General features: G+C 60.1%; 26 protein-coding genes and 1 pseudogene. 8 read left to right on the top strand and 19 right to left on the bottom strand.

Features of this window, described 5'->3' with window-relative positions:
* Nucleotide 1 precedes the first annotated feature (1 nt).
* Complete coding sequence (locus CHB96_RS26330; protein WP_089251894.1) at nucleotides 2–691, bottom strand: TetR/AcrR family transcriptional regulator; 690 nt, start codon at nucleotides 689–691, stop codon at nucleotides 2–4.
* A gap of 64 nt (nucleotides 692–755) precedes the next feature.
* Here CHB96_RS26330 and CHB96_RS26325 point away from each other — a divergent pair, with 64 nt between their 5' ends.
* Nucleotides 756–1367 carry a TetR/AcrR family transcriptional regulator gene (locus CHB96_RS26325; RefSeq protein WP_089251892.1) on the top strand — a complete coding sequence of 204 codons (612 nt, stop codon included), beginning with the start codon at nucleotides 756–758 and terminating at the stop codon, nucleotides 1365–1367.
* A gap of 10 nt (nucleotides 1368–1377) precedes the next feature.
* On the opposite strand, the gene CHB96_RS26320 is transcribed toward CHB96_RS26325, so the two are convergent.
* Genes CHB96_RS26320 through CHB96_RS26305 form a run of 4 tightly spaced genes read right to left on the bottom strand, consistent with a single transcriptional unit; the run spans nucleotide 1378 to nucleotide 6049 of the window.
* On the bottom strand, nucleotides 1378–2418 hold the full coding sequence (locus CHB96_RS26320) for an acyl-CoA dehydrogenase family protein (protein ID WP_089251890.1): 1041 nt from the start codon (nucleotides 2416–2418) through the stop codon (nucleotides 1378–1380).
* 9 nt (nucleotides 2419–2427) lie between these two features.
* Nucleotides 2428–3639, bottom strand: coding sequence for an acyl-CoA dehydrogenase family protein (locus CHB96_RS26315; RefSeq protein ID WP_089251888.1), 1212 nt, complete (start codon nucleotides 3637–3639; stop codon nucleotides 2428–2430).
* Nucleotides 3640–4401, bottom strand: coding sequence for an enoyl-CoA hydratase-related protein (locus CHB96_RS26310; RefSeq protein ID WP_089251886.1), 762 nt, complete (start codon nucleotides 4399–4401; stop codon nucleotides 3640–3642).
* Between the two features lie 10 nt (nucleotides 4402–4411).
* Nucleotides 4412–6049, bottom strand: a complete 1638-nt coding sequence (locus tag CHB96_RS26305) for an AMP-binding protein (RefSeq protein ID WP_089251884.1) — start codon at nucleotides 6047–6049, stop codon at nucleotides 4412–4414.
* 141 nt (nucleotides 6050–6190) lie between these two features.
* Here CHB96_RS26305 and CHB96_RS26300 point away from each other — a divergent pair, with 141 nt between their 5' ends.
* Nucleotides 6191–6937 (top strand): FadR/GntR family transcriptional regulator, encoded by a 747-nt coding sequence (locus CHB96_RS26300; RefSeq protein WP_089251928.1) that lies wholly within the window; start codon nucleotides 6191–6193, stop codon nucleotides 6935–6937.
* A 182-nt stretch (nucleotides 6938–7119) separates the two neighbouring features.
* Nucleotides 7120–8430: an MFS transporter gene (locus CHB96_RS26295; protein ID WP_089251882.1), complete on the top strand. Its 1311-nt coding sequence runs from the start codon at nucleotides 7120–7122 to the stop codon at nucleotides 8428–8430.
* A gap of 64 nt (nucleotides 8431–8494) precedes the next feature.
* Here the strand turns inward: CHB96_RS26295 and CHB96_RS26290 are convergent, their stop codons facing one another.
* From CHB96_RS26290 to CHB96_RS26255, 9 genes are all read right to left on the bottom strand, one after another.
* Nucleotides 8495–10033, bottom strand: a complete 1539-nt coding sequence (locus CHB96_RS26290) for a helix-turn-helix domain-containing protein (protein WP_245866210.1) — start codon at nucleotides 10031–10033, stop codon at nucleotides 8495–8497.
* Between the two features lie 129 nt (nucleotides 10034–10162).
* Nucleotides 10163–11776 (bottom strand): ATP-binding cassette domain-containing protein, encoded by a 1614-nt coding sequence (locus CHB96_RS26285; RefSeq protein ID WP_089251881.1) that lies wholly within the window; start codon nucleotides 11774–11776, stop codon nucleotides 10163–10165.
* Nucleotides 11773–13002 (bottom strand): ATP-binding cassette domain-containing protein, encoded by a 1230-nt coding sequence (locus CHB96_RS26280; protein WP_176444511.1) that lies wholly within the window; start codon nucleotides 13000–13002, stop codon nucleotides 11773–11775. Before CHB96_RS26280 ends, CHB96_RS26285 begins: the two co-directional genes overlap by 4 nt.
* A gap of 490 nt (nucleotides 13003–13492) precedes the next feature.
* Entirely contained in the window at nucleotides 13493–14017 is a 525-nt protein-coding gene (locus tag CHB96_RS26275; protein ID WP_089251877.1) for a restriction endonuclease, read from the bottom strand.
* Between the two features lie 60 nt (nucleotides 14018–14077).
* The gene (locus CHB96_RS30330; protein ID WP_281254461.1) at nucleotides 14078–14200 is read right to left on the bottom strand and encodes a hypothetical protein; all 123 of its coding nucleotides are present in this window, start codon (nucleotides 14198–14200) and stop codon (nucleotides 14078–14080) included.
* Between the two features lie 73 nt (nucleotides 14201–14273).
* Entirely contained in the window at nucleotides 14274–14558 is a 285-nt protein-coding gene (locus CHB96_RS26270) for a hypothetical protein (RefSeq protein ID WP_141136566.1), read from the bottom strand.
* Nucleotides 14559–14641: 83 nt separating this feature from the next.
* On the bottom strand, nucleotides 14642–15076 hold the full coding sequence (locus CHB96_RS26265) for a hypothetical protein (RefSeq protein WP_089251873.1): 435 nt from the start codon (nucleotides 15074–15076) through the stop codon (nucleotides 14642–14644).
* A 230-nt stretch (nucleotides 15077–15306) separates the two neighbouring features.
* A complete protein-coding gene (locus CHB96_RS26260; protein ID WP_089251871.1) occupies nucleotides 15307–16104 on the bottom strand; it encodes a hypothetical protein in 798 nt (265 codons plus the stop codon).
* Nucleotides 16105–16802: 698 nt separating this feature from the next.
* On the bottom strand, nucleotides 16803–17219 hold the full coding sequence (locus CHB96_RS26255) for a hypothetical protein (RefSeq protein ID WP_089251869.1): 417 nt from the start codon (nucleotides 17217–17219) through the stop codon (nucleotides 16803–16805).
* A 121-nt stretch (nucleotides 17220–17340) separates the two neighbouring features.
* On the opposite strand from CHB96_RS26255, the gene CHB96_RS29850 reads away from it, so the two are divergent.
* Nucleotides 17341–17811: a restriction endonuclease gene (locus CHB96_RS29850; RefSeq protein WP_089251867.1), complete on the top strand. Its 471-nt coding sequence runs from the start codon at nucleotides 17341–17343 to the stop codon at nucleotides 17809–17811.
* Between the two features lie 41 nt (nucleotides 17812–17852).
* Entirely contained in the window at nucleotides 17853–18395 is a 543-nt protein-coding gene (locus tag CHB96_RS26245) for a restriction endonuclease (RefSeq protein ID WP_141136565.1), read from the top strand.
* On the opposite strand, the gene CHB96_RS26240 is transcribed toward CHB96_RS26245, so the two are convergent.
* Together CHB96_RS26240 and CHB96_RS26235 are read right to left on the bottom strand one after the other, a co-directional pair.
* On the bottom strand, nucleotides 18392–19186 hold the full coding sequence (locus CHB96_RS26240; RefSeq protein WP_089251863.1) for a phage minor head protein: 795 nt from the start codon (nucleotides 19184–19186) through the stop codon (nucleotides 18392–18394). The two genes, CHB96_RS26245 and CHB96_RS26240, sit on opposite strands and share 4 nt — an antisense overlap.
* Nucleotides 19149–19550, bottom strand: a complete 402-nt coding sequence (locus CHB96_RS26235) for a hypothetical protein (protein ID WP_089251861.1) — start codon at nucleotides 19548–19550, stop codon at nucleotides 19149–19151. Before CHB96_RS26235 ends, CHB96_RS26240 begins: the two co-directional genes overlap by 38 nt.
* A gap of 124 nt (nucleotides 19551–19674) precedes the next feature.
* Here CHB96_RS26235 and CHB96_RS26230 point away from each other — a divergent pair, with 124 nt between their 5' ends.
* Both CHB96_RS26230 and istB read left to right on the top strand, forming a co-directional pair.
* Nucleotides 19675–21066 carry a Mu transposase domain-containing protein gene (locus CHB96_RS26230; protein WP_089251859.1) on the top strand — a complete coding sequence of 464 codons (1392 nt, stop codon included), beginning with the start codon at nucleotides 19675–19677 and terminating at the stop codon, nucleotides 21064–21066.
* A pseudogene (istB, locus tag CHB96_RS26225) lies at nucleotides 21063–21906 on the top strand (IS21-like element helper ATPase IstB). Before CHB96_RS26230 ends, istB begins: the two are co-directional and overlap by 4 nt.
* Nucleotides 21907–22024: 118 nt before the next feature.
* Here istB and CHB96_RS26220 read toward each other — a convergent pair.
* The gene (locus tag CHB96_RS26220) at nucleotides 22025–23569 is read right to left on the bottom strand and encodes a phage portal protein family protein (RefSeq protein WP_089251857.1); all 1545 of its coding nucleotides are present in this window, start codon (nucleotides 23567–23569) and stop codon (nucleotides 22025–22027) included.
* A gap of 17 nt (nucleotides 23570–23586) precedes the next feature.
* Nucleotides 23587–24162: a hypothetical protein gene (locus CHB96_RS26215; RefSeq protein ID WP_089251855.1), complete on the bottom strand. Its 576-nt coding sequence runs from the start codon at nucleotides 24160–24162 to the stop codon at nucleotides 23587–23589.
* 298 nt (nucleotides 24163–24460) lie between these two features.
* Between CHB96_RS26215 and CHB96_RS26210 the strand changes: the two genes are divergently transcribed.
* A complete protein-coding gene (locus tag CHB96_RS26210; RefSeq protein ID WP_089251853.1) occupies nucleotides 24461–24943 on the top strand; it encodes a hypothetical protein in 483 nt (160 codons plus the stop codon).
* Here CHB96_RS26210 and CHB96_RS26205 read toward each other — a convergent pair.
* Nucleotides 24915–25205 carry a hypothetical protein gene (locus tag CHB96_RS26205; protein ID WP_089251851.1) on the bottom strand — a complete coding sequence of 97 codons (291 nt, stop codon included), beginning with the start codon at nucleotides 25203–25205 and terminating at the stop codon, nucleotides 24915–24917. The genes CHB96_RS26210 and CHB96_RS26205 overlap by 29 nt on opposite strands.
* Nucleotides 25206–25249 lie beyond the last annotated feature (44 nt).

Genomic DNA, 25249 nt, shown 5'->3' with positions numbered 1-25249 from the left:
CTCAGTCGGTCACGACGATGCGTTCCCCGACGTCGACGACCGCTCGGCTCAACGTCTTCGACGCGTGGCGCGACAACGGGCCGTCGTCCATGCGCAGAGCGTGAATGGTCATCAGCAGCTCGATCAACGTCCGAATCGCGAGAGTGTGCGACGCATGTGCGACGGCGGCTGCGCGCTTGGTCGTCGGGACATCCGACGGCAAGAGGTAGTCGAAGGCCCGTTGGACATGCACGCCTTCGAAGTCTCGCCGCAGGTTCGCGGTCGCGGCCGTCGCCCCGGGCAGGTGGTAGTGCATCAACCGGGATTCGTCGGGATGCGCCTCCACCCAGTGCCACACGGCGACGGTGACGGCTTCGAGAGAGGGCGAGTCGTCGGGGCCCTCGTCGGATCGAACTTGGTCGACGACGTCGTTGACCATGTCCATGACCCGACGCATGGCCAGTTCGAACAGCTCGTCCTTGCCGCTGAAGTGGTAGTACACGGCAGATGGGACCACATTCGCCTCGTCGGCGACGTCCTGAACGCTCGCTTCGGAAAAACTCTTGGCCGCGAACACGCGGATGGCCGCGTCGACGATCTCCTGCCTACGAGACGGACGATGCGCCGACGGTTTGGCCGTCTCGGACCCGTTGCCGGATCCGTTCGTCGCACCATTCTTGGAACTTCTGGTTTTCTGCGCACTGACAGTCACAGCTTCCCCACCCCTCCAGTCGCCGAACCTCTAGTCTTGCATGACCGAAATTCGAGGAGGGTGAATGTCGACAACCGAGAAACGACCAGCACACCGACCGTCCCGACGTGGTGTCATCGTCGAGACCGCATTCGAACTGTTCGCGACAGGCCCAGTCGACGCCGTGACAGTGGCCGATATCGCAGCCGCTGCCGGGATGACGTCGGCCGCGATCTACTACCACTACCCCTCCCGCGAGGAGATCCTTCTCGAGGGACTGCGAGAATTCTCGTCGGCCTACGTGGGCGAGATCCGCCGCATCACCACCGAGGAATCCATTCCCGACGGTTCACTCGGCAGTCTCGTACCGTCGCTGGCTCGCTGGCTGGAGGACAATCGGACGCGCGCCGTCGTGTACTTCGTGCATGCTCGCGGATCGAGCCAACTGGTCGAGGCGTTGCGTCGGGACAACACGGCCGACCTGATACCCATTCTGTCCGGCACCGCCAGGAAGGTGCGCGGCAAGCTGTCGGCCGCCGAAGCCGGCGTCATCGCGGTCGCGTTGATCGCTCAGATCGAGGTCTTCGCGTCGTCGCTGCTGTCGAAGGACAGCGTGTTCGACACCCTCGGCCGCAAGAAGTATGTCGAGACCGCAGCCAGGTTGTCCGATCGCATCGCGGGGACCGCGAACGTGTGACCGTCCGCGGCTACAGAGCTGCAGCGACCGCCTCCAGGTGAGACTCGACGGTTCCGAACAGCAATTCGTTCGACTTCGCGCGTCGGAAGTACGTGTGCAGTGGGTGTTCCCACGTGAAGCCGATGCCGCCGTGGATCTGGATCGCCTCCTCCGCTGCGAACACCGATGCTCTCGACGCGAGCACCCTCGCCATGGACGCGGCGGTGCAGAGCTGGGCGGTGTCGCGATCGTCCGCGGCATTCGCGGCGTCGAGGACGGCGGCCTCGGCGAGTTCGATCGCGATGGACATGTCGGACAGTCGATGCTTGATCGACTGGAAGGATCCGATCGCACGACCGAACTGCTTGCGTGCCTTCGCGTATTCGACCGACATCTCGAGGCAGGCACGCGCGGCACCGACTTGTTCCGACGCGACGGCCACCACCGCGACGGCCTGCGCTCTCTCCAGTCGCTGGGCGAGATCGTCGCGACCGGCCCGAGCGGCCCGAACATCCCTCAACTCCACAGCAGCGAGCGGACGCGTGAAATCCAACGCCTCCAACGGTTCTCGCGCCACACCGGCAGCTCGTCCGTCGATCACGGCCAGTTCGGGTCCGTCGGGACCGCGCGCGACGACGACCAGGACATCGGCATCCGCGCCGTCCACCACGACGTCCTGACGCCCGTTCAGTGTCAGCTCCTCACCATCGGCGCGGGCGTCGATGCCCGATGCTCCGAACGGGTATCCGGCGACGAGGGCAGCCGTCTTCGATCCCGACGCGATTGCCGGAACATGCTGTGCGAGAGCTCTTTCCGATGCGCACTGCACCAGGGTCGAACCGGCGAGTACGACGGACGACAGGTACGGCGCCGTAGTCATCGCGCGGCCGAGTTCGGCGATCACTACCGACAGGTCCTTCGCGCCGTAGCCGGCACCGCCGACACTCTCGGGGAACGGTATCTCCGTCATTCCGAGATCGACCAGTGAGCCCCACGCATCGCCGCTGCGCGCGAGCACGCCACGCAGACTGTCGCGGATCTCGTTCTGCTCCGCGGTCGTTTCCAGTGTCATGGTGTGCTCCTACCGTGGTTCCCTGGGCAATCCGAGCCCACGTTCGCCGATGATGTTGCGCTGAATTTCGTCGGATCCGCCGGCGATGCGGTAGCCCGGAGCGCCGAGAAGATGTTCGGCCCACGCGAACGTGTCGGCTTCGCCTGTGTCCGCGAGTATCTTCGGGCCGAGGAAGCTCGCCGCCGCGTCGCCGATTCGTTTGAGGTTCTGCGTCCACACGAGCTTTCCGATCGAGCCCTCGACTCCCGGAACATGGCCCGCCAGTTCACGTTCGGCGTAGCGCGCGACCATGAGTGCCGAAGCCCGTTCGTACACAGCGACATCCGCGAGCTTCTGGCGAACAAGCGGATCGCCGTCGATGCCGAGCCGTCTCGCCAGCCGCAACAGGTCGGTTCCGCTACCGCCTGCACTGACGATTCCGGCGCTGGAATTTCGTTCGAACCCGAGCGTCGTCAGGGCGACGTTCCACCCTTGACCCTCCTCCCCGAGCCGCATGGAATCCGAGAGATGCACGTCGGTGAAGAACACCTCGTTGAAGGTCGAGCCTCCCGACATCTGTCGGATCGGGCGGACGTCGACACCTGGCGTGTCCATGGGAACCATGAATGCCGTCATGCCACGATGTTTCGCTGCGGTCGTGTCGGTGCGCGCGATGAGCAGCCCCCATTCGGCGAACTGCGCACCCGAACTCCACACCTTCTGCCCGTTGACGATCCAGGTGTCTCCGTCGCGCACGGCTTTGGTCGACAAGCCCGCGAGATCCGAGCCGGCTCCTGGTTCGGAGAACAACTGGCAGCACAGTTCGTCGGCGCGCAGGAACGGGGTCACGAACCGTCGTCGCTGATCCTCGGTGCCGAGGAGATGAATCGTCGGTGCCACCAATTCGACTGTGACGAGCACTGTTTCATGGCGCTCGGGTACACGGTATTCCCGCTCACGCGAGACGTAGACGCGCTCGTGACTCGCGGACAGACCGGGGCCACCCCACTCGGGCGACCACGTGATCGCACCGAAACCGGCGTCGACGCGCGTCGACTGCCATGCCTTCGCGGCGTCGATCAGCGCTCGTTCCTCGGACTCGGTGTGGTTGTGGAAGATCGCGTACGACGGTTCGCCGGCATTCTCCTTCGAACCGCGTTCCAGGTGTTGCTCCAACCATGCCGTGCACGACGCGTCGAACTCGTCGATGCCGACCTCCGTGTCGTCGATCGTCGACGTCATCTATCCTGCCTTTCCTGCCATCTCGGCCATTCTGGCCTCGACCGCAGCCTTGGAATCGGGGTGTTCGGACAGGCGCACGGTGAATGTCTGTTCGAGTTCGTATCCGCGTTTGAGGTCGAGAGACTCACACCCGTTGAGCGATTGCTTCGCCAGAGCGATGGCGTATCGGCTCTTCGCCGCGATCGACCGTGCGCGCTGCATCGCGACCTCGAAGAAGGCGTCGTGTGAGGCGATCTCGATCGGCGCTCCCCAATTCTGCAGTGTCGCTGCGTCGACCGACTCCGCGGTGAAGAACATCCGTCGCATCGCTTGCTGCGGAAGCATTCTCGCGGTGAACCGGCCACCACCGAGGACGCCGACGTTCATCTCCGGCAGCCCGAACGTCGCCTTCTCGGAGGCGACGACGAGATCGCACGAGGCCGTCAGCCCGAATCCACTGCCGAGAGCGGGGCCGTTGATCGCACCGATGACCGGTACTGCGCAGTCGATGAGATTGAAGAACGCCCGTCGCACCCCACGCATCTGGATTTCACCGCTGACGGCATCCATCACGCGAAATTCGTTCAGATCGTTTCCGGCACAGAAGATCCTACCGCGGCCGGTCAACACTGCGACCTTGATGTCGGTGTCGTCCGAGAGTTCGTCGAACACGGTCGCGATCGTGTCGTACATCGCCGAGTCGAGGGCGTTGACCTTGCCACGTGCGAGTTCGACGACCGCGATTCCCTGCTCGGGGACGGTGACGACTACTCCTTCGGTCACTTTCGGTTCCTCATTTCTCGTGGCTCGCCGAGATGGTCATCTCGGCCATCTGCTGGGGAACGACGGACTTGTTCCTCGTCCAGTCGCGAAGCGCGAACTTCTGAATCTTTCCGCTCGCAGTCTTCGGCAGTGAATCGACGACGAAGACACTTTCCGGAATCTTCTGTGTGGCAACGTCACGACCGGTCAGAAAGTCGTACACGTCCGTCAGGCTCAGGTCCCCGGAATCACGGGTGACGACGAATGCACACCCACGCTCGCCGGTCTTCGGATCCGGACCCGCGACAACAGCCACCTCCACGACCGAGGGGTGCTCACTGAGGAGATTCTCGACGTCGTGGGTGCTGATCTTCTCCCCGGACCGGTTGATGATGTCCTTGATTCGCCCGACGATGTGCAGTCCACCGTGCTCGTCGGTGGTTGCGAGGTCCCCGGTGCGGAAGAAGCCGTCGGGCGTGAAGGCGGCCTCGTTGAGTGTCGCGTCGAGATAGCCGAGGAACGTGTCCGGTCCACGCCACAGGGCCTCTCCGACGACGCCGGGAGCTGCGACACCGGTTCCGCCGTCGGAGACGATCACCTCGGTCGGAGCCATCGGCCTGCCGTCGGTCCTCGTGCGCATCTCGAAGGTGTCCCACCGGTCCGCGGACGTCACGGACGGACCTTCCGTGGCCCCGAACATTCGAACGACCGTGCCGAGGCGCTCGGTCGCCGCCGCAGTCAGCGAGTCGGGGATGTCGGCGCCGCCGCAGATGATGTACCGAATCGACGGAGTCGCCTGCTCCGATGCGTCTGCGGCGTCGAGCAATCCGCGCAGGAAAGGTGTCGAGAAGATCATGAAGCTGGCGCGCTCACGGACGATCCGTTCGAGCGCGGTCGCCGGGTCCCACACGTCCTGGAGTACGACGGGCGCACCCAGCAGAAACGGTAGTGTCAGAGCACAATTGACGCCGGTCACGTGCGTCACCGGAGACGGATTGAAGATGACGTCTCGTTCGTTCAGCCCGAACCAGTCGATCATCGACCGGTTCTCGAAGACGAGCGTGTTGTGGCTGTGCAGAGCGCCCTTCGGGTCGGCGGTCGTGCCGGAGGTGTACAACAGCAGGCACACGCTGTCCGGATCGGGCTCCTCGAGTCCGTCGAGCCCGTCCGGGCGAGCCTCGGCGAGCAGATCGGCCCACGACGCCCCTCCGACGACGATGACGTCGAGATCCGGGATGTCCAACGCGTCGTACATCGCCTCGTAGTCGAATCCGCGGTACGTGCCGCGTACGAACACCATCGAACTGTTCGCCTGCCCGACGATGAACCGCACTTCCCGACCACGGTAGATGGGCACGATTGGGTTCGCGATCGCGCCGAGTTTCATGATCGCCTGGAACACGACAACCGCCTCGGCGCAGTTGGGGAGCTGGAGCGACACGACGCTGTCGGGTCCGATCCCGCGTCCGCGCATGGCACTCGCGAGCCGAGTGGCGTCCGCGTCGATGTCGGCGAAACTAAATCTCCTGTCCCCGTCTACGACGGCCACCGCGTCGGGGATCGCCGACGCTGCACGCTCGAGAAAGTAGCCGACCGGCCTGTCTATCCAGTAGCCACCATCTCGAAATGACTGCGCGAGAACCGGATCCGGCGGCCGCGTCGGGAACATGGAAACCTCCGTCGAGGAAGAAAGTAACTTCGATGGGCTCACACTAACTAAAGTTGGTAACTATGTACAGGTTTTGCGTGGATCACATTCGACGACCTGAGTACAGTGAACCCGACCGCCCGAGCCACCGTAAGGATGTCCATGACCGCCGAAGATCGTCGCCATCGAATGGGACGCCCCCAGAAGATGTCCGAGCGCGTCGCGAACGTGATCGCGGACGAGATCCTGGGCGGCGGCATCGTCGCTGGTCAGCGCCTGCCTACCGAGAAGGAGATGGTGGCCGAGTACGGCGTCGCACGTACCACCGTACGAGAAGCGCTGCGACTACTGGAGAGCCGCGACCTGGTGACGATCAAGGCCGGGATCGGCGGTGGCCCGGTGGCCTGCAGGCCCAAGTTCGAATCGTTGGGCAACACGATGAAGCTGTTCCTCCAACTGGAGGGCGCCAACATCAGTGACGTCATCGACATACGGCTGACCCTGGAGCCGATCGTTGCGCGTCAGGCGACGTCGAGCATCACCACCGAACGCCTCGACGCCATGCAGGCGGCGCTCGACAGCATGCACGAGAATCTGGACGACTACGAGAACTTCCAGGATCGAAACGCGTTCTTCCAGACGTCGATCTACAAAGCCGCGGGCAACCCTGCGTTTCGGATCATCATGGAAACCCTCTGGCTACTGGTGCGCGACGCCGAACCGAACGAGCACCCCATGGCGACGCGCAAGGCCACCGTCGTTGCGCAGCAAGTCATTCTCGATGCAATGAGAGCAGGCGACCCGGACGCCGCCGCCGAGGCGATGAGTGACTTCGTACACGACACTGCCCGGTACTACCGAAAGCGCCTGTCCAAGATCATTTCCCAGCCGGTGCACTGGCAACTCTGACGGTGCGATAGGTCAGTTCCTAGACACCCGATCCAGAAAGTCATGTTTGTTCTCAAACATGTACACATTTGACAGAGATTGGGGTTACAGTGTGATCGCGCACACCCCACCTGATCTCCGCTGTGCTCCTCCCAGCCGTGCGCGCTACCGCTCTTTCGCCTCACACAGAACCGGAGCCGTTCGTGGCAACCTCACGCACCCTCGAGCAGACCCGACGCCGCGGCGTTCTCGCCGCTGCCGTCGGCACCATCGTCGAGTACTACGACCTGACCGTGTACGCGTATCTCGCCGTCGTGGTCAGTCCTTTGTTCTTTCCCGGAAACGACCCGACGGCGTCGCTGCTGGCCAGCCTCGCGGTGTTCGCGTCGGCCTACATGATGCGACCCATCGGTGGCATCTTCTTCGGCCGCCTCGGTGATCGGCACGGCCGTAAACGCGCACTCCTGTTCTCGGTGGTGCTCATGGGTGCGGGAAGCGCGTTGATGGCGTTTCTTCCCACGTACGAGAACGCCGGAATCCTCGCGCCCGTCCTCCTCGTCATCGCCCGTCTCGTACAGGGCTTCTCGGCCGGCGGCGAGCTCGGCGGCGCATTGACCTACGTCTACGAAACAGTCGGCGAGAAGCGAAAGGGTCTCGGCGCGTCGTTCGTCGCGTTCGGCAGCAACAGCGGCTTCGCACTGGCCGCGATCGTCGTCGCGACGACGTCCGCACTGACGTCCGACGCCCAGATGACAAGTTGGGGATGGCGTATCCCGTTCCTTCTCGGCGTCCCGCTCGTCCTGTTCTGCCTGTGGGTACGTACTCGCATCGAGGACTCCCCCGAGTTCGAGAAGGTCGCTGCCAAGGACGAGCTCGCAAAAGCCCCTCTCGGAGAACTGCTTCGCACGCACCCCAAGCAGGTGTTGCAGGTGTTCGGTCTCGGCGTCGCCCAGAACGCCACCGGGTACATGGTGCTCACCTACATCGGAATTCACCTCGTCCGCGAAGGTGGTTACAGCCAGACAGCGGTGACGTGGACGGCGGCACTCGTCATCGTTCTCGTCGCACTGTCGATGCCGGTCGCCGGCCTGTTCGTCGACAGGTTCGGAAGCAAGCGTGTGTTGACGGTCGGGCTCGTCGCATCCGCCGTCATCGCCTATCCCGCCATGGTCATGATGGGTGACCATGGATTGTTCGTTGCTGCAATCGCATTCGGATTCTTCGCCTTCGGAACACCGCTGATCCAGACGGCCACTGCTCCGCTGTTCCCGTCGCTGTTCGACCCCCGAGTGCGCCTCACCGGTGTCGCTCTCGGGTTCAACCTCGCAACGATCGCAACGGGAGGCACCGCGGCCTACATCGCGACGTGGCTGATCGATCGCACCGGAAACTCGGTTTCCCCTGCGTTCTTCGTCGTCGGCTCGTGCCTCGTCGGACTGATCACGCTGGCCACCATCCGCCAGACGACCTACCTGGGGTCGCGTGCGGAGCGCACGGCCCCAGCGGCTGTCTGACGCGCGACCAGCCACCCGCCCACGCACAGGCATATGCGTTTGCGTGGGCGGGTGCGTGGAGGCGTTATGCCACCACGAGTTCCTCCCTCGATTCTCTCCACCCGTCCCGGCGGTAGGTCGAGGGCGTCATTCCGTGGATGTCGGTGAAGACTTTCGTGAATCCGGACGACTGCTTGTAACCGAGCGTCCGCGCGACCTCGCCCGCCGCCAGGCCGTCCCCCAGATACCGGCGGGCAAGGGTCATCCGTACATGGGACCGCCACCGTGGAAAGCTCTGCCCGATCGTCGTCGTGAAGCACTCGTTCAGCACCTTGCTGTCGATTCCGGCCTCATGCGCCCACTCCGCGAGCGTCCGGGCGTCGGCCGGGTTACCCCGCACCGCAGCAACCACCGCATTCACCACGTGCACTGCGTCATCGAACTCGACAGCAAGAGAACAGAACTCGCGAAGGGCAAGGTCGAACAGTCGATGGCCGTCGTGCATCACCGGGCGGAGAAGGCTGTAGTTCGCCACGACGGTATGCATGAGATAGTTCTCGGCCTCGATCGGAAAGTGGACGACATCGTCGAACCAGGACCGTGCCGAGTCGCGAACCGGGCTGGATCCCAGCGGAAGCAGAAGCAAACCGGGGGTGGTTCGGACGCAATTGCGCATTCCTGCCGGAAGCAGAAGTGCGTCGCCCCTCTCCAGACGGACAGTACGGCCGCCGACGGTCACCGAGGCACATCCTCGGTAGACCCACACGAAAACATGGAAATCGTTGACGCGCGCCCAGGTCTCGCTGGCCGGAACGATCGGAACCGTTGTCGTCGAGACAGATTCGTAGGGGCCAGCGGAACCCGCCGATAACTCATGGCGAGTACGTAGGAAGTCGCTCGGGTTCGAGCCCGTATGCCGACGGAACGCGCGCGTGAATCCTCCCGCTGTCGTGAATCCGACTCGATGGCCGACCCACCCGATACCGCGACCCGCGTCCAGGTAGGTCGCAGCTGCAGCAATGCGTACCGCAGTACGCCACCGAGTGAACGGCATTCCGGTCTCATCGACGAATTGCCTCTGAAGAGTGCGACATCCGATGTGCAGCGAGCGTGCAAGCGCAGCGAGGTCGTCGTCGTTGTCGGGTGAACGCAGCAATCCGCGCGCAACGGTGACCGCCTCGGGCGATACCGGCATCGGGGGCACGCCGACACTCGTAGCAAGGGGCCGCGCCCCGGCGATCAGCTCGACGAAACCGTCACTCTCCACCGCTGCACCGCGAAGGTAGCCCAGGCTCCGGGCGAAACGATGGACGAGCCAGTCCTCCCACTCGGTCGTGATTGGCACGCGCACGACATCGCCCGACCCGTCCGGAGTGTCGGCGACCGGGACGAAGATGGGAAACGCGACGGCACCTGCCTCCGCGTCCAGGCGGTACCGAAATCCGGCCGGAACCCACAACGCTTCCCCCGAGCGGAGCGCGAAGGACCCACCCCCGACGTCGACGACTGCTGCACCCGATCGAACCCAGAACAGAAGCGGTTCACGCGAATTCGTGACGAAGTCGGTACGCGCCGGAGGAATCGCGGGGACGGCATCCGCGTCGAACATTCGGTTGCGCGCCATAGCCGTTCGATCTCCTGTCGTCTCACCGATGCCGGGTGCAAGAACTCGGCAGATCGAGACAACGCTATCTCATCGACCAAGGCTAGCCTTACTCGCCTTGTCCATGAATCGAAGGAAAAGGGCAGCCGATCACATAGTGCCGCTCGTTTCCACCGCACTCTGATGTCCCCGACCTGGCGCGGAGTCGCTGCGCGCCAGGTCGATAGTCATGTTCGGTCGCCAGATTTTCGCGTCACGGTGCGTGACGACGACGAGAGTCGCGCCGGTGGCCACTAATGCATCGACGACGACTCGCTCGGTCCTCTCGTCCAACGCCGAAGTCGCCTCGTCGAGTACCAAAATCGGAGCAGCCGCGAGCAAAGCTCGTGCGATCTCGACACGCTGGCACTCCCCACCCGACAACGCACTACCGGCATGTCCGACGTGTTGGTGAATCCCCTTCTCGGAGCGGTCGATCACGGGACCGAGCGCCACTTGTCTCGCCACGGATTCGAGGTCCGAATCCGTCGCGTCGGGTCGTCCCAATCGGATGTTCGACGCCAGCGACCCGGTGAACACGACGGGATTCTGCGGCACGTACCCGAAACACGACGCGACATCGTCGAATGGCACGGCGCTCAACGGAACCCCGCCGAGTCGGATGCTGCCACCCAGTGGGTCCTCGAATCTCATGAGCAGTCCGAGCAAGCTTGTCTTCCCACTTCCCGAAGGCCCGCGAAGTACCACACGAGAGCCTGCGGTCACCGACGCGGAGACCGCAGGCATGCCGGGTACAGCAACAACATCGACGACGTCGATCACGGTGTCCTGCATGACCGATCGCTCGCCCGACGATGGTTCGGTCAGAGACGGTGCCGTCGCCACTTCGATGAAGTCCGCGACGGTGCCGCGCAGAGTATTGATCCCGATCCCGGCAAGCGCCAGGTCGTCGAGAGGCGCCGACGCGCGAGCCGTGAGTACGATCGCCGCGAGTGCCACCGATGCTGGGACATCGGATACCAACAGATACCCGAGAACTCCGACGAGTGGAACAGTGGTCGCCAGCGCTGAGACGAAGGTTGTTGCAGCCGCGGCGACAGTGGTGCGTCGGGATGCACCTTCCTGCCCGGACCATACCTGCTCGAGTCGCGCGACGGCACCACTCGGACCAGCCGTCGACCGCAGCAGCGCAAGGTGGTCGACGAATTCGAGAACTGCTGCGGTCGCGGCATTCTCGATGTCGTGCTGTGTCGAATCGATGGTGGCGAGACGACGCTGCGCGAAGACCTGTGCCACGAAGCTCGCGATCAGCAGCACGGCGACGACGGCCGAGGCGATCCAGCCGACGGTGACACCGATGCCGATCAGAAGCATCAGCGGAACGAGCGGCGTGACGATATACGTCTGCATCTGGTGTGCCGGAACGGCCATCAGCGTCGGCACGCAGCGACCGGCCACCGAGGAGACGAGCGCACGGTTCGCGTCGGTGAACCACGACAGCTTCGCGCGGGCGAGAGCTGTGCCGACAAGACCGTACAGGTCACCGGCGAGGCGAGCCCCGGTCAGATATCCAGCGCGCGTGACGATCACGGTGATCACCACCGCCGCGAGTGCTGCCCCGACGACAGCAGTCGGCGACCAACCGTGCACGATGGACCAGGCAAGTACGGAATATACGACGGCTTCCGCTGCGGCGGCCACTACCCAACCGCCGCCGGCAGCAAGCAGTCGACGTCGAATGATCGGTGTGAGTGCACGATTCACCGTGATACCTCCGAAGTCGGAACGCGTGCGCCACCGAGAACGATCGAATCGTCTGCGAGAGCGCGTATGTCGTTGTCGTGTGTCACCATCACCACGGTTTTGCCGCTGGAGCGGGCCAAGCACCCGATCCGTCCGACTACCGACGCCGCGGTGTCGTGATCGAGTGCGCTGGTCGGTTCGTCGAACAGAATCACCGGCGCTTCGGACAGGAATGCGTGCGCAATACGGAGCCTCTGCTTCTCGCCCCCCGACAGGTACTGCGCATTCACGTCGAGATCGACTCGCAGGTGGGCCGATTCGAGTGCGTCGAGCAACGTCGCGTCCGTGGCGCCTGGCGCACTCAGCTGAAGGTTGGCGCGGACCGTTGCCGCGAGGACGTCGGTGCGTTGCTGGATCAGCAGGATGGACCGATGCCTCCTTCCCTCCTCCACGTCCTCGATCGGCACCTCTCCGAGAGAGACCGATCCCGCACTCGGGATGTCCACTCCGGCCAGCACATGCAGCAACGACGACTTCCCCGAACCACTGGGACCGACAATCGCGGTGACAGCGGCAGGCAGAAATCCGTCTTCACCCACGATGGTTTGGTCTCCGTCTTGGATCGTCTTGATCGCCGCACGAGCATCGCCGAGAAGCGTCGTAGAGCGAGATGACCCTGGATACTGGTTCTGCACAAGAATCGCTGCGGCAAGCTTGATCGTTAGCGTGTGCACGATCTCGGGAACCTTTTGAAACGGAACGGTGTAGAGATTCGCGAACGCGGTGTTGATCTCCGCCTCAGCTGCGCGGCGCTGCTGATCGATGACGGTATCGCTTAGGTTGTAGGCATTCTCGAAGCCGGCCTCCTTGCGGATCTCGCTCAGGCTCGCGTAGTGGCCAAAGTCGTCACCACGGGTTGGCGTCGAGTCCTTGAGTGCAGTCTCATCGAGGGTGACCGCGTTGTAGTACGTGATCCGATACCAGTAATTGGAGTTGCCAACACTGTCCGTGTAGTAGGTCGAAAGTTGGTCGGGATCGACTGAACGCGTTCCCAATACAGTAAAAGCCTCATCGGGTGGAACCTGTTCGTTGATGTTGGCAGCTCGATAGACATGGATCATGCCGCCCAGGACTGCGGTGACTGGCTCGAACCGGTCGTGAGCGCGGACCAGTGGAGCCGCAAGCGTCAGTACTGTCTCGCTTACTGCACCTGCAACGACAGCCTTCTCGCACCCCTCACGGCTCAACTGTCCAACGTAAATGATCTGCCCGGACTTCATAACCCTGGGTACTGTCGACTGGAAGCGAGGTCATCCCCGCTAGCACTGCCTCTTCCAAGGTAGCGCGTTCTCGTTTGCTATTAGCGCTGAATGATTCGCTCGCGAGTGTTGTTGACATGCATGTGTTACCGCTTATTTGTTCTTATTATGTTGACGTTACTCCTCGCGGTCAATCGCGCACCCCGGCTTACTGGTGCGACTGCGTTGAGCGATGGTTTAATGACGATCACCGTTGCCCGAGTAGCAACATTGCCGACCGCTTCCTCGACGCTCAACTTGAAGACCCCTGCTAACTGGACTGTTCCGAGAGCAAAGCCAAGCACTAACGCAGGCTCCCATACGGGATCTGCATTTTGTCAGTCTGCATCGTCGATAAGTCGTCATCTACCTCTAATTTACAACAAGACCGTAATAGAACGAACCCTCCACTCATTACCAGCCCTGACAGCGAGCAGTTCTACTTCTTCTTTCTTACTTCGCTATTTATCCCCCACATGAAGAAAATCGACAAAAGAATACTAATAAAACCAAATGGATAGATCAGGTGGATAACGCCGATTGCGCAAACAGTCGCGACAAATGCTACCGGCCTACCGTACTTAGCATCGCCACCGGAGGCCTTTACGATGCCGCCACCGGTTGACCGACGGGCGTAGGCGTTGACTGCGTAAACGTTAAATTTGTCGTCGAAGCGGAAGAGCTTGATACCCACCTCATTGCCGTACTGCAACGCCTGAGCTGTGTAGCCCGAGTATGAGAAGAAGAGCATGTCCATGTGGTGCGAGTTGCCCCGCGCCCCGTACAACCGCTGCAAGTCAGGGCGACCCACCGGAACCCGATGCCGCTTAACCTGAGCGATTCCGCCGTGAGCCTTAATGTCAATACCCGCGTCTGGACCGACCGGAAGCGCCCTGGCTCCCTTGTAACCCATCTGAGTCATCGCGTGCGCCATCCCGATCTCGGCTTGCTCGGGGGTCATCATGGCCTAGTTCCTTTCTCAGCTCTCCTAACGGAGTAGGCGGATCGTAACCGAGGGATACGACTAGATCAGGCCTGCAAGAAGCAGTCCCACGAGCGATAACGCCAGCAGGAAGCCGATTGTCGCCACGTACCCAACGTCCGTACCGAAGATCCAGCCGTTCAAGTTCATCTGTTTGAATGACACTTTTGCTCGTCCATCATTCGTTTGAATGAACGCTTTCGCTACTTTGTTCGATGGTTCTACTTTGCCTACCGGGTCATAGATGAACAGTCCGATTGGTAGTAAAGGTTGCCGGTGTCACGTACTGGTACGTCCCGGTCGTCGTCGGGGAACTGTTGCCGGACTCGTAGATCGTGCCGCCTACCCGCAACTGTGTGCGCGTCAGCGCGTCGACGTTGTCTACCTTCATGACCGAGGCACCCACGGAGACTGGCTGAATGATTGCACCTACTGGGATGTTGGACGCATCGACGGTGAAACGCATGAAGTCGCCACTGTTTGCCGAGTAGACAGCGCTCGTGGCCCCGTCATCTGTGGACATCTTTGCAACAGTTGCCGCGCCCTCTGGGTTCCAGCCTGACGCAGTAAGTAAAAGATTGGGAAGCAGATGAAGCGTTGCCACCGCTACGCCACCATGATCGGACAGATCTTCATTGTGATTGACCGGGTGGTAGAAGCCAGATTCCACGTCGCGGTGACGTCAACCATCTGATCCACTGTCGTGTCGACGGTGACTACTGACCCTGTGTTGTCCCAGAACTTTTGCCCAGAGACGTTCGTGTAGTTGATCGTGCCGCCAGCAACGACAGACCCGGTTGCACCTAGCGAGCGACACACGAGCCGGATGTTGAGCGAGATGGCCTTCTTGTCCGCACCGAGTAGCAGGCTTGATGTTGTGGCAGAGGCGATTATCGTATTGCCGAGCTTGACCTTGATTGTCATGTTCGATGTGAGCAGCGCAGGCACTGTGTAGAGCCCTTCGCCGCTGATCAGGATGCGTTTGCCGGGTGCGAGCATATTGGCGAGGATCATCTGACTACCGACGCCGCCGTTGAGCACACTGGTTTCAGCTGTGGTGTTGGTGACGGTCGTGTCCGCCGTCTGCGAGAAAATGATTGCGTCAGTGTTGCATCCCCCGGCACCAACGTGAACTCTTCCCCTGTAGTTGAGGGGGAAGGTGGGATCTGGACTGTGCCGATCAGTAGGTTGACGTGGGGATCGAACGATGCCATGTACATCTAATTAAGCACATTCTGAAAGCTTTTGGGATAGCTTGCGACTCAACTTGCTCATTGAATCTTTTTCCTCACCCACATTCCGACAACTATGGCCGCTAGGGAAATAGCCGCTAAGCTATATAGATGAGTCGCCAGTTTCGACCACGTGCGAATAGCACCGTAAGCGGGTTCATTGAATTCCGGATTAAGTAAGATTAGCTTATCTATCAGAAATACATGTACATCCAACAGCAATGAAAGCAGCACTCCCAAGGCTGCTACCACGAAAACGGCTAGCTTAAGGAGAGGTGGCAAGAACCTTTCGCTATCTATTTTCCTCAAGTTTCGCATAGGCCGTGACTGGTCCTTGAACCTGCAACTAACCGCAAGATCGCCCGGCTGAGAGTCGAACAGAAACCGCATCGTGAAGCTCTCTCGAGGATTCCAGTAATGCGGGAAAATCTCTGCTGGGCTTGACTTCGACGAACCGTCGTCGCTCTCCGACAGAACAAGGTTCTGAGCGCTCTCCTGCGTGATCGTGGCATGGACCGCTCGCTTACCGTCAAGCTCTACGACAATTCCTTGTCTGTAATCAGATTCACTGATAGTTGAACGGCCGTTGTTTTTAAACTGAATTATTGCGACTCTGGGGTTCTCGATTACCCTGCCACCGTAGGTAACCGCGAGCCCATTTGGTTTAATCTTATCCTTAGCAACCAGCATGCTGAACTCATCGACTACTTGGTAATCGACTGTCTTAGGACTAGCGTTCTTCCGATAAACAGTAATGGCGATGGTTGCTGCGACGACTGCTCCTAGGATCGTCAGTAGCCAAGTGTTCGCACGCAACCACTCAAGAGTGAGGCTCATCGCCGGATCGTAGAGCAAAGACTGCCTGCCTGCCAAGATCAAAGACCACCCCCATCAGGCGGTCTCGTGTGCTGTGTTGGTGTTGACGTCTACTTCGTTGACGTAGCTGGTTTGGTCTCAGATGCCTTCTTAGCAGTGTACTGAGCGTCTTTGACGATCTTCTCAGCTTCAGCCTTCGCATCAGCCTTGATCTTGTCCGCATCCTTCTGTGCCTCGTCGCGGATAGCTTTTGCCTCAGCTTCAGCGTCGCTGGATAGCCGTCACCTGCAGTCTGTGTCTTCGCTTTAGGGTCGCAAGCTGCACCTGCGGTGATCAAATCTTTTACAACTTCATCTTCGCCTTCGAAGTATGTACCAGCTTCGTGGCGAACGCCGTCGTGGTGAACAGGGTGTAGTAGTAAAACTTTTGTCATGTCGTCTCTCCTTACGGTTCGAGAATCGTTACTTTGTATTGGTTGGCAGCAGTCGCGTTTGCCGCGAGCGTGACCGTGAGAGTCGTGCTTGAGATCGCAACGTTGTCGACGAACTGATCCTGGTTGCCAGCTGGGTAGATCCCGAGGACCAAGGACCCAGCAGTCACCGTTGCAGTACCTGTAGACGCACCAGCGCTTACAGTCACGCTGATGGTCTTGAAGTTCTTTGGAACAATGCTTCCCCGTATGCGAGGAATGATGCTTAGTGGTTTAGCCATGTGACCTTCTAGTTCGCGAATGCGTTCTTAAAGCAGTACCAAGCCTCTGGAAGTAGCAACTGCAAGCTGTAATAGTCAGTTGCTACGATCTCGGTGTACGCAGGGTTGTGTTTCTGATCTTTAGTGACTTCACGACCGCTTGTAAGTGCGAATTTGTAGCCACCGTTGATTTGCTTACGAAAAGGTTTGTTAGTGACGTAGCCCAAGCAGACGTCGCCGTCCCAGATGTCGTTGATGCTTTCAGTCGTGCCCTCTGGTGAGAAGTTCGCCTTAGCCTGCCCGATAATGATGTTCGTGATGCTGTAAGGGGTGAACAAGTTCTTGAGTTGATCCATACTGACAGCGCCGCCTTGTGCCCATTTGAGGCGATCAAGGATAACCGGGTGACTGATCAAGCTGAGGTAGCTGTTTCGGCTGATAGCCAACGTGTTGTACTTTACGAATCCTGATTGTTTGACCGCAAGACGAACAGCATCAAGTGGACCAGAGTTCTCATCGCTAAGCGCAAGGAGTGCTGCGGACTACCTCAACTCGCAGATTGACAGCATGGGTTCGTGGTATCTGATCAAGAAGCGGACTCTCAAGCGCGATCGTTCCTACAAGAAAGGACGTGCATACCCCTTGGTCGCCCATCCGTATGAATCCTTACTTATGTGCGAGAAGGCAGAGCAGGCGAGGGCGAACAGACCGAATCAAACTAACCGCAGACCTCTTCAGACATGGCAAGACGCCGAGCTGTTCGCCGAACAGTGGATGCACGCAAACGGCTACCCAGACGCTCACCGAACCGGCCCCGGCGCGGACGGTGGTCTCGACGTCATCTCACGAGATGCTGTCTGCCAGGTGAAGCCCCACGCCAAACCGGTCGGAGTCAGCGAGATACAACGACTCGCAGGTATCGCATCCCACCTGAACAAGAAGGCGATCTTCTTCTCGCTGAATGGCTATACACCCCAGGCCAAGAAGTGGGGCGACCTCGCAGGGGTGAAGTGTCTGACCTACCGGGCGCGGTCCTGAACGATACGGTTGTGTCTCACTGACGCCGTAGCATCGGCAAGGTGGTGGACTGCAAACACTGTCGACAGCCGCTCTACACGACGATGAGTGGCAAATGCCGAACCTGCGGCAAGCAAGCGGGGTTCTTTCGGCAGCTAGGCGGCACGTCTACGTTCACGCAAAAGGGCGCGGTCAAAGATCTTCAGCGCAAGATCGACAAGGTTCAGTCCGAACTCGACACGGACCCGCAGGATCTGTATGCGATCCCAGTGACCGACAGTCCTCACGGCATGACGTGGCAGGCTGCCGAACAGATGACACGAGACTGGATGAAGAAACACGGCTACAGGGATGCCGAGCTGACGCCACCGGGAGCTGACGACGGGATAGACATCACTTCGCGTCGAGCGATCGGTCAAGTCAAACACCACGCGAAACCCGTTGGCATGTCTGAAATGCAGCGCATCCATGGGATCGCTGTCTCACGCAGGAAGAAGGCACTGTTCTTCTCAGCCAACGGATACACACCTAAAGCTTTGGCTTGGGCCGACCAGCACAAGATCGAGTGCTACGTCTACCCGAAGGTCACGCGCGTTCGTAGCTAGTACTCCAAGTAAATCCCGCAGCGACAACGGGGATGTGCGGATGGCTTGTCCTTCCCGTTGCTGAACATCTCGTCAATGTCGACAGTCTCTCCATCGAGCGGCGCACACACCTTGCACGCGCCAGCTAGTGACTCCCATGTCTTGCGCTTCGCACCTGACGCGAGGCCGAAGTTCTTCAGACCGGTTTGGTAGGCGTTCACGCTCTCCGTCTGCGCGATCATCTCGGCACGTACCGGGTTGTTGATGACCTTCTTGATGCGCTCAGCAGCGTCCTGCAGGGTCTCTCCCCTAGTCAAGCTGCTCCTGATTGCCTCGCGGATGAGCTTGCGGTTGGTGTCGAATACACCGCTGACCAATTCGGCCACCTGGTCACGTGCCGCCTTCGTCACTGAGTCCGTGAGACTAGTGATCCCCAGTGCGATCCCGTATTCAAGCTCGCCGGCCTGTCCCCCAGTCGCGATCAGTAGTTCGATCGCATCAACCACCGCCTTGGTGAAGTTGATCTGTTCCTGCTTCCACACAGCGTCCGTCGCGTTGAGGTCGCCATCCGCGGATGCGTTGAGCTTGCCTGAGTAGACAGTCCAGTCAACGTACGTAGGAGCCCGCTCTGCGAGTCCAGCGAGATATTCGCTGACTTGTTCCTCAAGCTCGGCTTCGTGCTTCAGAAGCGCTTTAAACGTCTCAGGGTGCGCCTTGTAGCTAGGCTGCCACTCCTCGCTCGCACGAATCGCGACTGACACTTCCCTGCGGGCCTCAAGCAGCGTGTGGCGTTGTGTGTCCGGTTGTGCCATATAAGTTCTCGGTTCGAGGTTGCTTCATCTCACGTGCAGCTGCGAGAGCGCGTGCTGCGTCGACCTTCTTCGTTGTCTTCTCCTCACCGTTCGGAAGATCCCCGTAGTTGATGGCGGAAGTTTTGATCGACTTACCGTTGTAGACCGCGCCTAGACTCTCAACCCATCTGTCAGCCGTGGCTTGGTCCTGTTCGACGTAGGCAAGTGTGAGATGCAGCTTGTACTCGCTGAACGTCTGTACGTGCGGTAGGAGTGTGAGACGTTCGTGTCCATCGACTAGCTCTGGTGTTGTCTCGATGTGAGCAACGATCGCGTAGCTCTCGCCCAGGTCGAAGTAGCCAACTTCAGCAATGACGGCGCTCATCGAAATTCCCCACTAACGCTCACCAAAATTCCCCACCCGTGTGGCACCGCCAACGAGGGCGGGTCTCCCACGATGCTGATGGTCTCTGACCACACACCAGCGATCCGAAGGAGACCCGCTCCTCATGCTTACACGGGAGGAAGATGTGGAAATGCACGCCCTGCACAAACGAGGCTGGAAGATCGCGGACATCGCGCGTCACACCGGCCGGGACCGCAAAACGATCCGGTCGTACCTCAACGGCACCACCGCACCGGGAGTGCGTAAACGCAGCATCCCGGACCCCTTCGATGTATTCCTCGCCTACGTCACCGCCCGCTTGATCGACGACCCACACCTGTGGGTCCGGACGCTGTGCGACGAACTCGAAGACCTCGGCTACGCGATGTCGTATCAGACACTTTCCCGCAAGATTCGCGAGCTGAAACTGCGACCGATCTGCCAAGCCTGCCTGACCGCCACCGAGCGACCCAACGCAGTCATCGATCACCTGCCAGGCGAAGAGACACAATGGGATTGGGTCGATCTTCCCAACCCGCCAGCGTCGCGGGGATGGGGTTCGACGGCGCACTTGTTCGTCGGAACCCTCGCCTGCTCGGGGAAATGGCGCGGCATCCTCGCACCCGACATGACTCAGCCTCGTGTCGTCGACGGCCTCGACCGGATCTGCCGTGGGCTCGGCGGCATCACGCGGGTGTGGCGGTTCGACCGAATGGCGACGGTCTGTCACCCCGACACCGGTCGGGTCACCGCCAGCTTCGCCGGCGTCGCGAAGTACTACGGCACCTCCGTAGCGATCTGCCCACCACGGCGCGGTAACCGCAAAGGGGCGGTGGAGAAGTCCAATCACACTGCAGCACAACGATGGTGGCGAACTCTCCCTGACGATGTGACCGTCGAGCAAGCGCAAGCGCGCCTCGATCGGTTCTGCTGTCTGCGCGGTGACACCCGCCTGCGTCCGACGAAGGACGGCAAAGCGTCGGTGGCAACGATCGCGACGGCGGAAGGATTGCATCCGATGCCCGCGACCGCCTATCCGGCGACCCTGACCACCGAACGGGTGGTGTCCCGCCAAGCGCTTGTCTCCTACCGCGGGAACCGCTACTCCGTTCCACCGGAGTTGGCATCCGCGCAGGTCACCGTCAATCAGGTTCTGGGCACAGATGTGATCGACATCGTCACTGCATCCGGCATCACCATCGCACGGCATCACCTCGCCGCCGACGGGACCGGGACGATGGTCCGCGATCACGGGCACACTTACGCCCTCGAGCAAGCTGCGATGGCCGATGCGAACACTGGCCGCCCGCACCGCCGAGAAGAACGCATCCCACCCGGGTCGGACGCTCTCGCCGCCGCGGACAGACTCCGAACCAACTCTGGTGCAACACCTTTCGCAGCAGAGACTGGTGACGAGAACGCCAGTGACACGAAAGAATCAGCTGCCGCAGGCGCGACCGTCTACGACCTGTCGATCTACGAACACGCTGCCCGAGGAAGGAACACCCTCCGATGAGCGACAAGAACACTATCGATCGAATGCCGGCACCGAACACCGCCGAAGCAGCCAGTCTCTACCAACGCCTGCGCGGACATTTGGCGGTATTGAAACTGCACGATGCAGCCGAAGCGCTCCCGTCGGTCCTCGACCAGGCCGCTACCGAGAAACTGTCGATGGACCGCAGCGTTGGATCGGCTGCTGTCCATCGAGGTCGAGGCCACCGAGGCACGGCGGCTGATCGGGCGGCTTCGGTTCGCGTGCCTGCCGACACCGGCTTCGCTCGTGGACTTCGATTTCGATGCAGCCGGTGGGGTCGACAGGAAGTTGGTCGAGGAGCTCGCGACCTGCCGATATTTGGAGACGGTGACGAACGTGCTGCTCATCGGCCCGCCCGGTGTCGGTAAAACACATCTGTCGGTCGGGCTCGCGCGGGCGGCTGCGCATGCTGGGTATCGAACGTATTTCACCACCGCCGCCGACCTCGCGGCCCGCTGCCACCGGGCTGCGTTGGAAGGAAGATGGGCAACGACGATGCGGTTCTACGCCGGCCCGACACTGCTCGTGATCGACGAACTCGGATACCTTCCGCTTCCCGGCGAGGCAGCGTCGGCGTTGTTTCAGGTTGTCTCGCAACGTTGTATGAAGACCTCGATCGTGATGACCACCAACCGAGGCGTCGGATCGTGGGGTGAAGTTCTCGGCGACAACACCGTCGCAGCAGCAATGCTCGACCGGCTCCTGCACCGCTCCGTCGTGCTCAACCTCGACGGTGATTCCTACCGACTCCGCGACCACAACGCCCGATCCGAGAAACTCCGCAAAACCACCACCGGAACCCGCCAACCACTACAGTGAACACCACTCACGAGTAGGGAATTTCGGTGAGCACGGTTGGGGAATTTCGCTGAGCCTCGTCAGCAACCTTGAACTTGTCTAGCGACCATCCATCGAGAACCGTATCGACTTCCTTCTTTCAGATGTTCCCGTTGCGGAGTAGACCGAACAGAAGCGTCACGTGTGCTCTTCGTTCTGCAACTGCACCACGTTGATGCAGTCCGTCATCTGTTGGTGGGATCAAGTCAGCCTCGCCATCTTCCACGTGTTTCGTCACCTCTAACGCTTCAGCGTTAAGCATGATGCAGCCGAGATTCTTGGTGTCGATGCCTAGGCCTTCGTGTAGTCCCGCGAAGTCTTTCGAACTAACTGATGCTGCGATCCGCTTGACTGGCTTGCGTGAGGCATCCACCTTCGTCTTCTCAGCCTCTTCGCTCCCTTCCACGTCGTCGGCGGCGTCCTTGTCCTTCGCTTCGGTCTTCTTAATCGTGCGATCTACCTCTAGATCCTCTGGCATGTCTGGGAAGTGGAGCACCTTGCGTACATGAGCTTCGTCCTCGTTAGTCGGAGTCAGTAGCTTGGCCGTGGTCATCTTGGCGACGGCATCACTCAGCGTCTCGACTGAGTCCTTAGCGATCCGGTCTACCTTCCACTTCGGGTAGTCAGTGACAGTGAAGTTCATGTCGATTATCGCCTTGACCACCTTCTCGTTGATCTCGGCGGCGATCTGCTCTGCGATGGCCTGGTCTTGCTGTTCGAGGAGTTCACGCTGGTCGTTGGATGCAGCGAATGAGCCTGAGCTGCCAGATGATCCGATGTCGATGTACTGAACGGCCATGTTCTTGAGGATCTGGCGGTCGTGGTGGTTGATCGCGTTGGTTGGGTCACTGGTGGTGCGAGCCATCATGTCCATGAAGTTGATATCGAACCCTTCTGGCTCCTTGATGAAAGCTTGCTCGTTGGCACGCACGTTCATCGCGGCACGGCGAGCGTTCTCTTTGTCGATCTCCTTAGCGTTCTTCGGGAACTTGATCTTGACGACACCGAGTGCCTGGCGCTCGTGCTTGACCGCCTCCATTTGGTAGAAGTTCTTCTTGAAGTACCAGTTCTGGTAGGCAGAGCGCAGCATCGAGACACCCATCCAGTTGTCGCCCTCTTGCTGGTGAGTCAGGACCAGAAGCTTTTCATCTGGGATCGAGACGGATGTTCCGTCAGTCTTGCACTGCACGATGCCTGGTGTGCCGTCTTCCTGCGTCCACTTCTCGATAGTGGTCTGCTTGCGGTAGGCGATTTTCGAGAGCACGATCCGGTCAGTGCCGTTGACGTTGCGCCAGTCGAAGACCAGCTCTGCCACGCTGAAGCCGAACTCAAGCATGGTCGGCATCTTCGTAAGAACTGCCTTCCAGTTGAGCACCTGCGCGAAGTTGAAGTCGATGAGTTCCTTGGCCTGTTCATCCACTGCGTCATCGCCGCCGGCTTCCGCATAGTAGTCGGCCGCGATGATCGGTTGCTTTACCGCCATGAGTCCTGCATGCACTGTCGCGTCACCACGGCGCATCTCTTCGATCGTGCGCATCAACTGACGGCCACGGAGTTCAGGGCGATACTCGTCGCCTGTGATAACGCCGTTGAAAATCTGGATGCCAGATACGTTGAGTTCGAGTGGTTTCTTGCGTGCAGCCATCTACCACCTAATGTAAGTCAGAATGATGAACCGATCAATCCTGAAAATATTGTGCCGCTTGCACTTTCGCCGCCACCATGGTCTGGGAACGACTCAACCGGACGCAGTGCAACGTAGAGCGGCATGATCACTGAGTCGAAGATGTCAGGGCTGACACCGAGGCGTTTCTTGATCTGTTCCTTGCCCTCGACCTTCAGCACTTTGTCCGTGATGTCAAAGTTGTGGTACGTCGCTTCCTTCTGTAGCTCCTTCAGGTACGGACATCCCTTGAAATGCTTGATGATTCCGAGTTCCACGCCACGTGAGTACAGGTAGATCATCTGCGAGCGGAGGTTGTTGAAGTGCAGCGGTATGTCTGCGACACCCGGTAGCCTGATAGCTGGGTCTGGGGCAGATCCGCTCATGAACTCGTATGGGTGCAGCCCTTCTGTCACCAAGTCACCAACGAGGCCTGCTCCGAGACCTACGGCGTCCACTGCCGTGTTGTCGATGCCGTACTCGTTCTCGTTGGCTTCGTTGATGAGCCATGTCGCTTGATCTGGCAGTTCGACGCGCTCGTTCTTGTCCTTGGCGATGGCGATGTCAGCAATCACTAGCCCGTATAGCAATGCACGCGACGAACGGTCGACACCCTCCCATGCAACGTCAAAGCCTGCGGCTCGTTCTGCATCGGCGTCGATCTCATCGATCGACTAAGGATGCTGCCCACTGACGGGATTTGAAGAGGCTGTTGCTCTCGTCAAATATGATCATTAAAGAAAACAACCACATAAACATCCCTCTTACCGCTAAAGCAACCTTGACCCCCTACCTCAAGACAGCCGAAGCTATCATCAACGACTTCTTCGAACGACCGCTCTAGTCGCGAACTTGTGACTGTACAATCTGCGCATGAACAGCGAAAGACCCCAACATCGCGATCCTCTGAAATACCTGAAGAAGTGGGGTCGAGACGAAAGCTTCTACAGGGATATCGCCACCAGGACACTCTCAATCCTGATATCTAGCGTGTTTGTCTACGTTGGAGCACTCCTCCTGGGGTATGCAAGGCGGCCCGAGACAGCGGCGTTGTTCTGGATCGGCGTGGTCACAGCCGTAAGTGCCGTCCTCGTTTGTGTCTATCGCAAGGTCGATGCCGGAATCGATGAACGGGCAGCTAAGCACTTCGAAGCTCTCGCGCGCAAAGAGGACAAAGAGATCGGTTCATATCAGGGTCGACGCGAGGCCTGGGAGTTCAATCGATCTTTGTTCGCACTCGGAGCACTCGTGATTGCCATAATGGTCATGGTCGGACTTGTGCTGGCCTTCTACGGACCAGAGCCCCAGGAACCGATCACCGAGGGTCTTAGTTTTCTGGCTGAGCAGCAGGCCTAACTACCCACGCGGGTACCCACTGCGACTGCGGTGCCTTATCGCGGTTGAACTCCAGCTTGTACGTCACGTAGAGCAGCGTTTCGCCTTCGACGGTGAGGCCGATTCGACTCAGCTCTCCCTCAACGACCTCGCACACTCGTAGCCCCTGCGCCCGGTGCGCCACCTTGTGATGCGGCGAAGATGGAAACAGCGCTGTCAGATCCACCTGCACCTTCTCGGGTGGGTTCACGAACTTGATGGGGTTGAACGTCGAGCGAGCCATTTAGCAATGTTCGCACACGCGTTCGACTCCGTGGTAGCGTCTCG

The sequence above is a fragment of the Rhodococcoides kyotonense genome, assembly GCF_900188125.1.
Lineage (GTDB): Bacteria > Actinomycetota > Actinomycetes > Mycobacteriales > Mycobacteriaceae > Rhodococcoides > Rhodococcoides kyotonense.
This window is presented reverse-complemented; position numbering and strand designations above follow the sequence as displayed.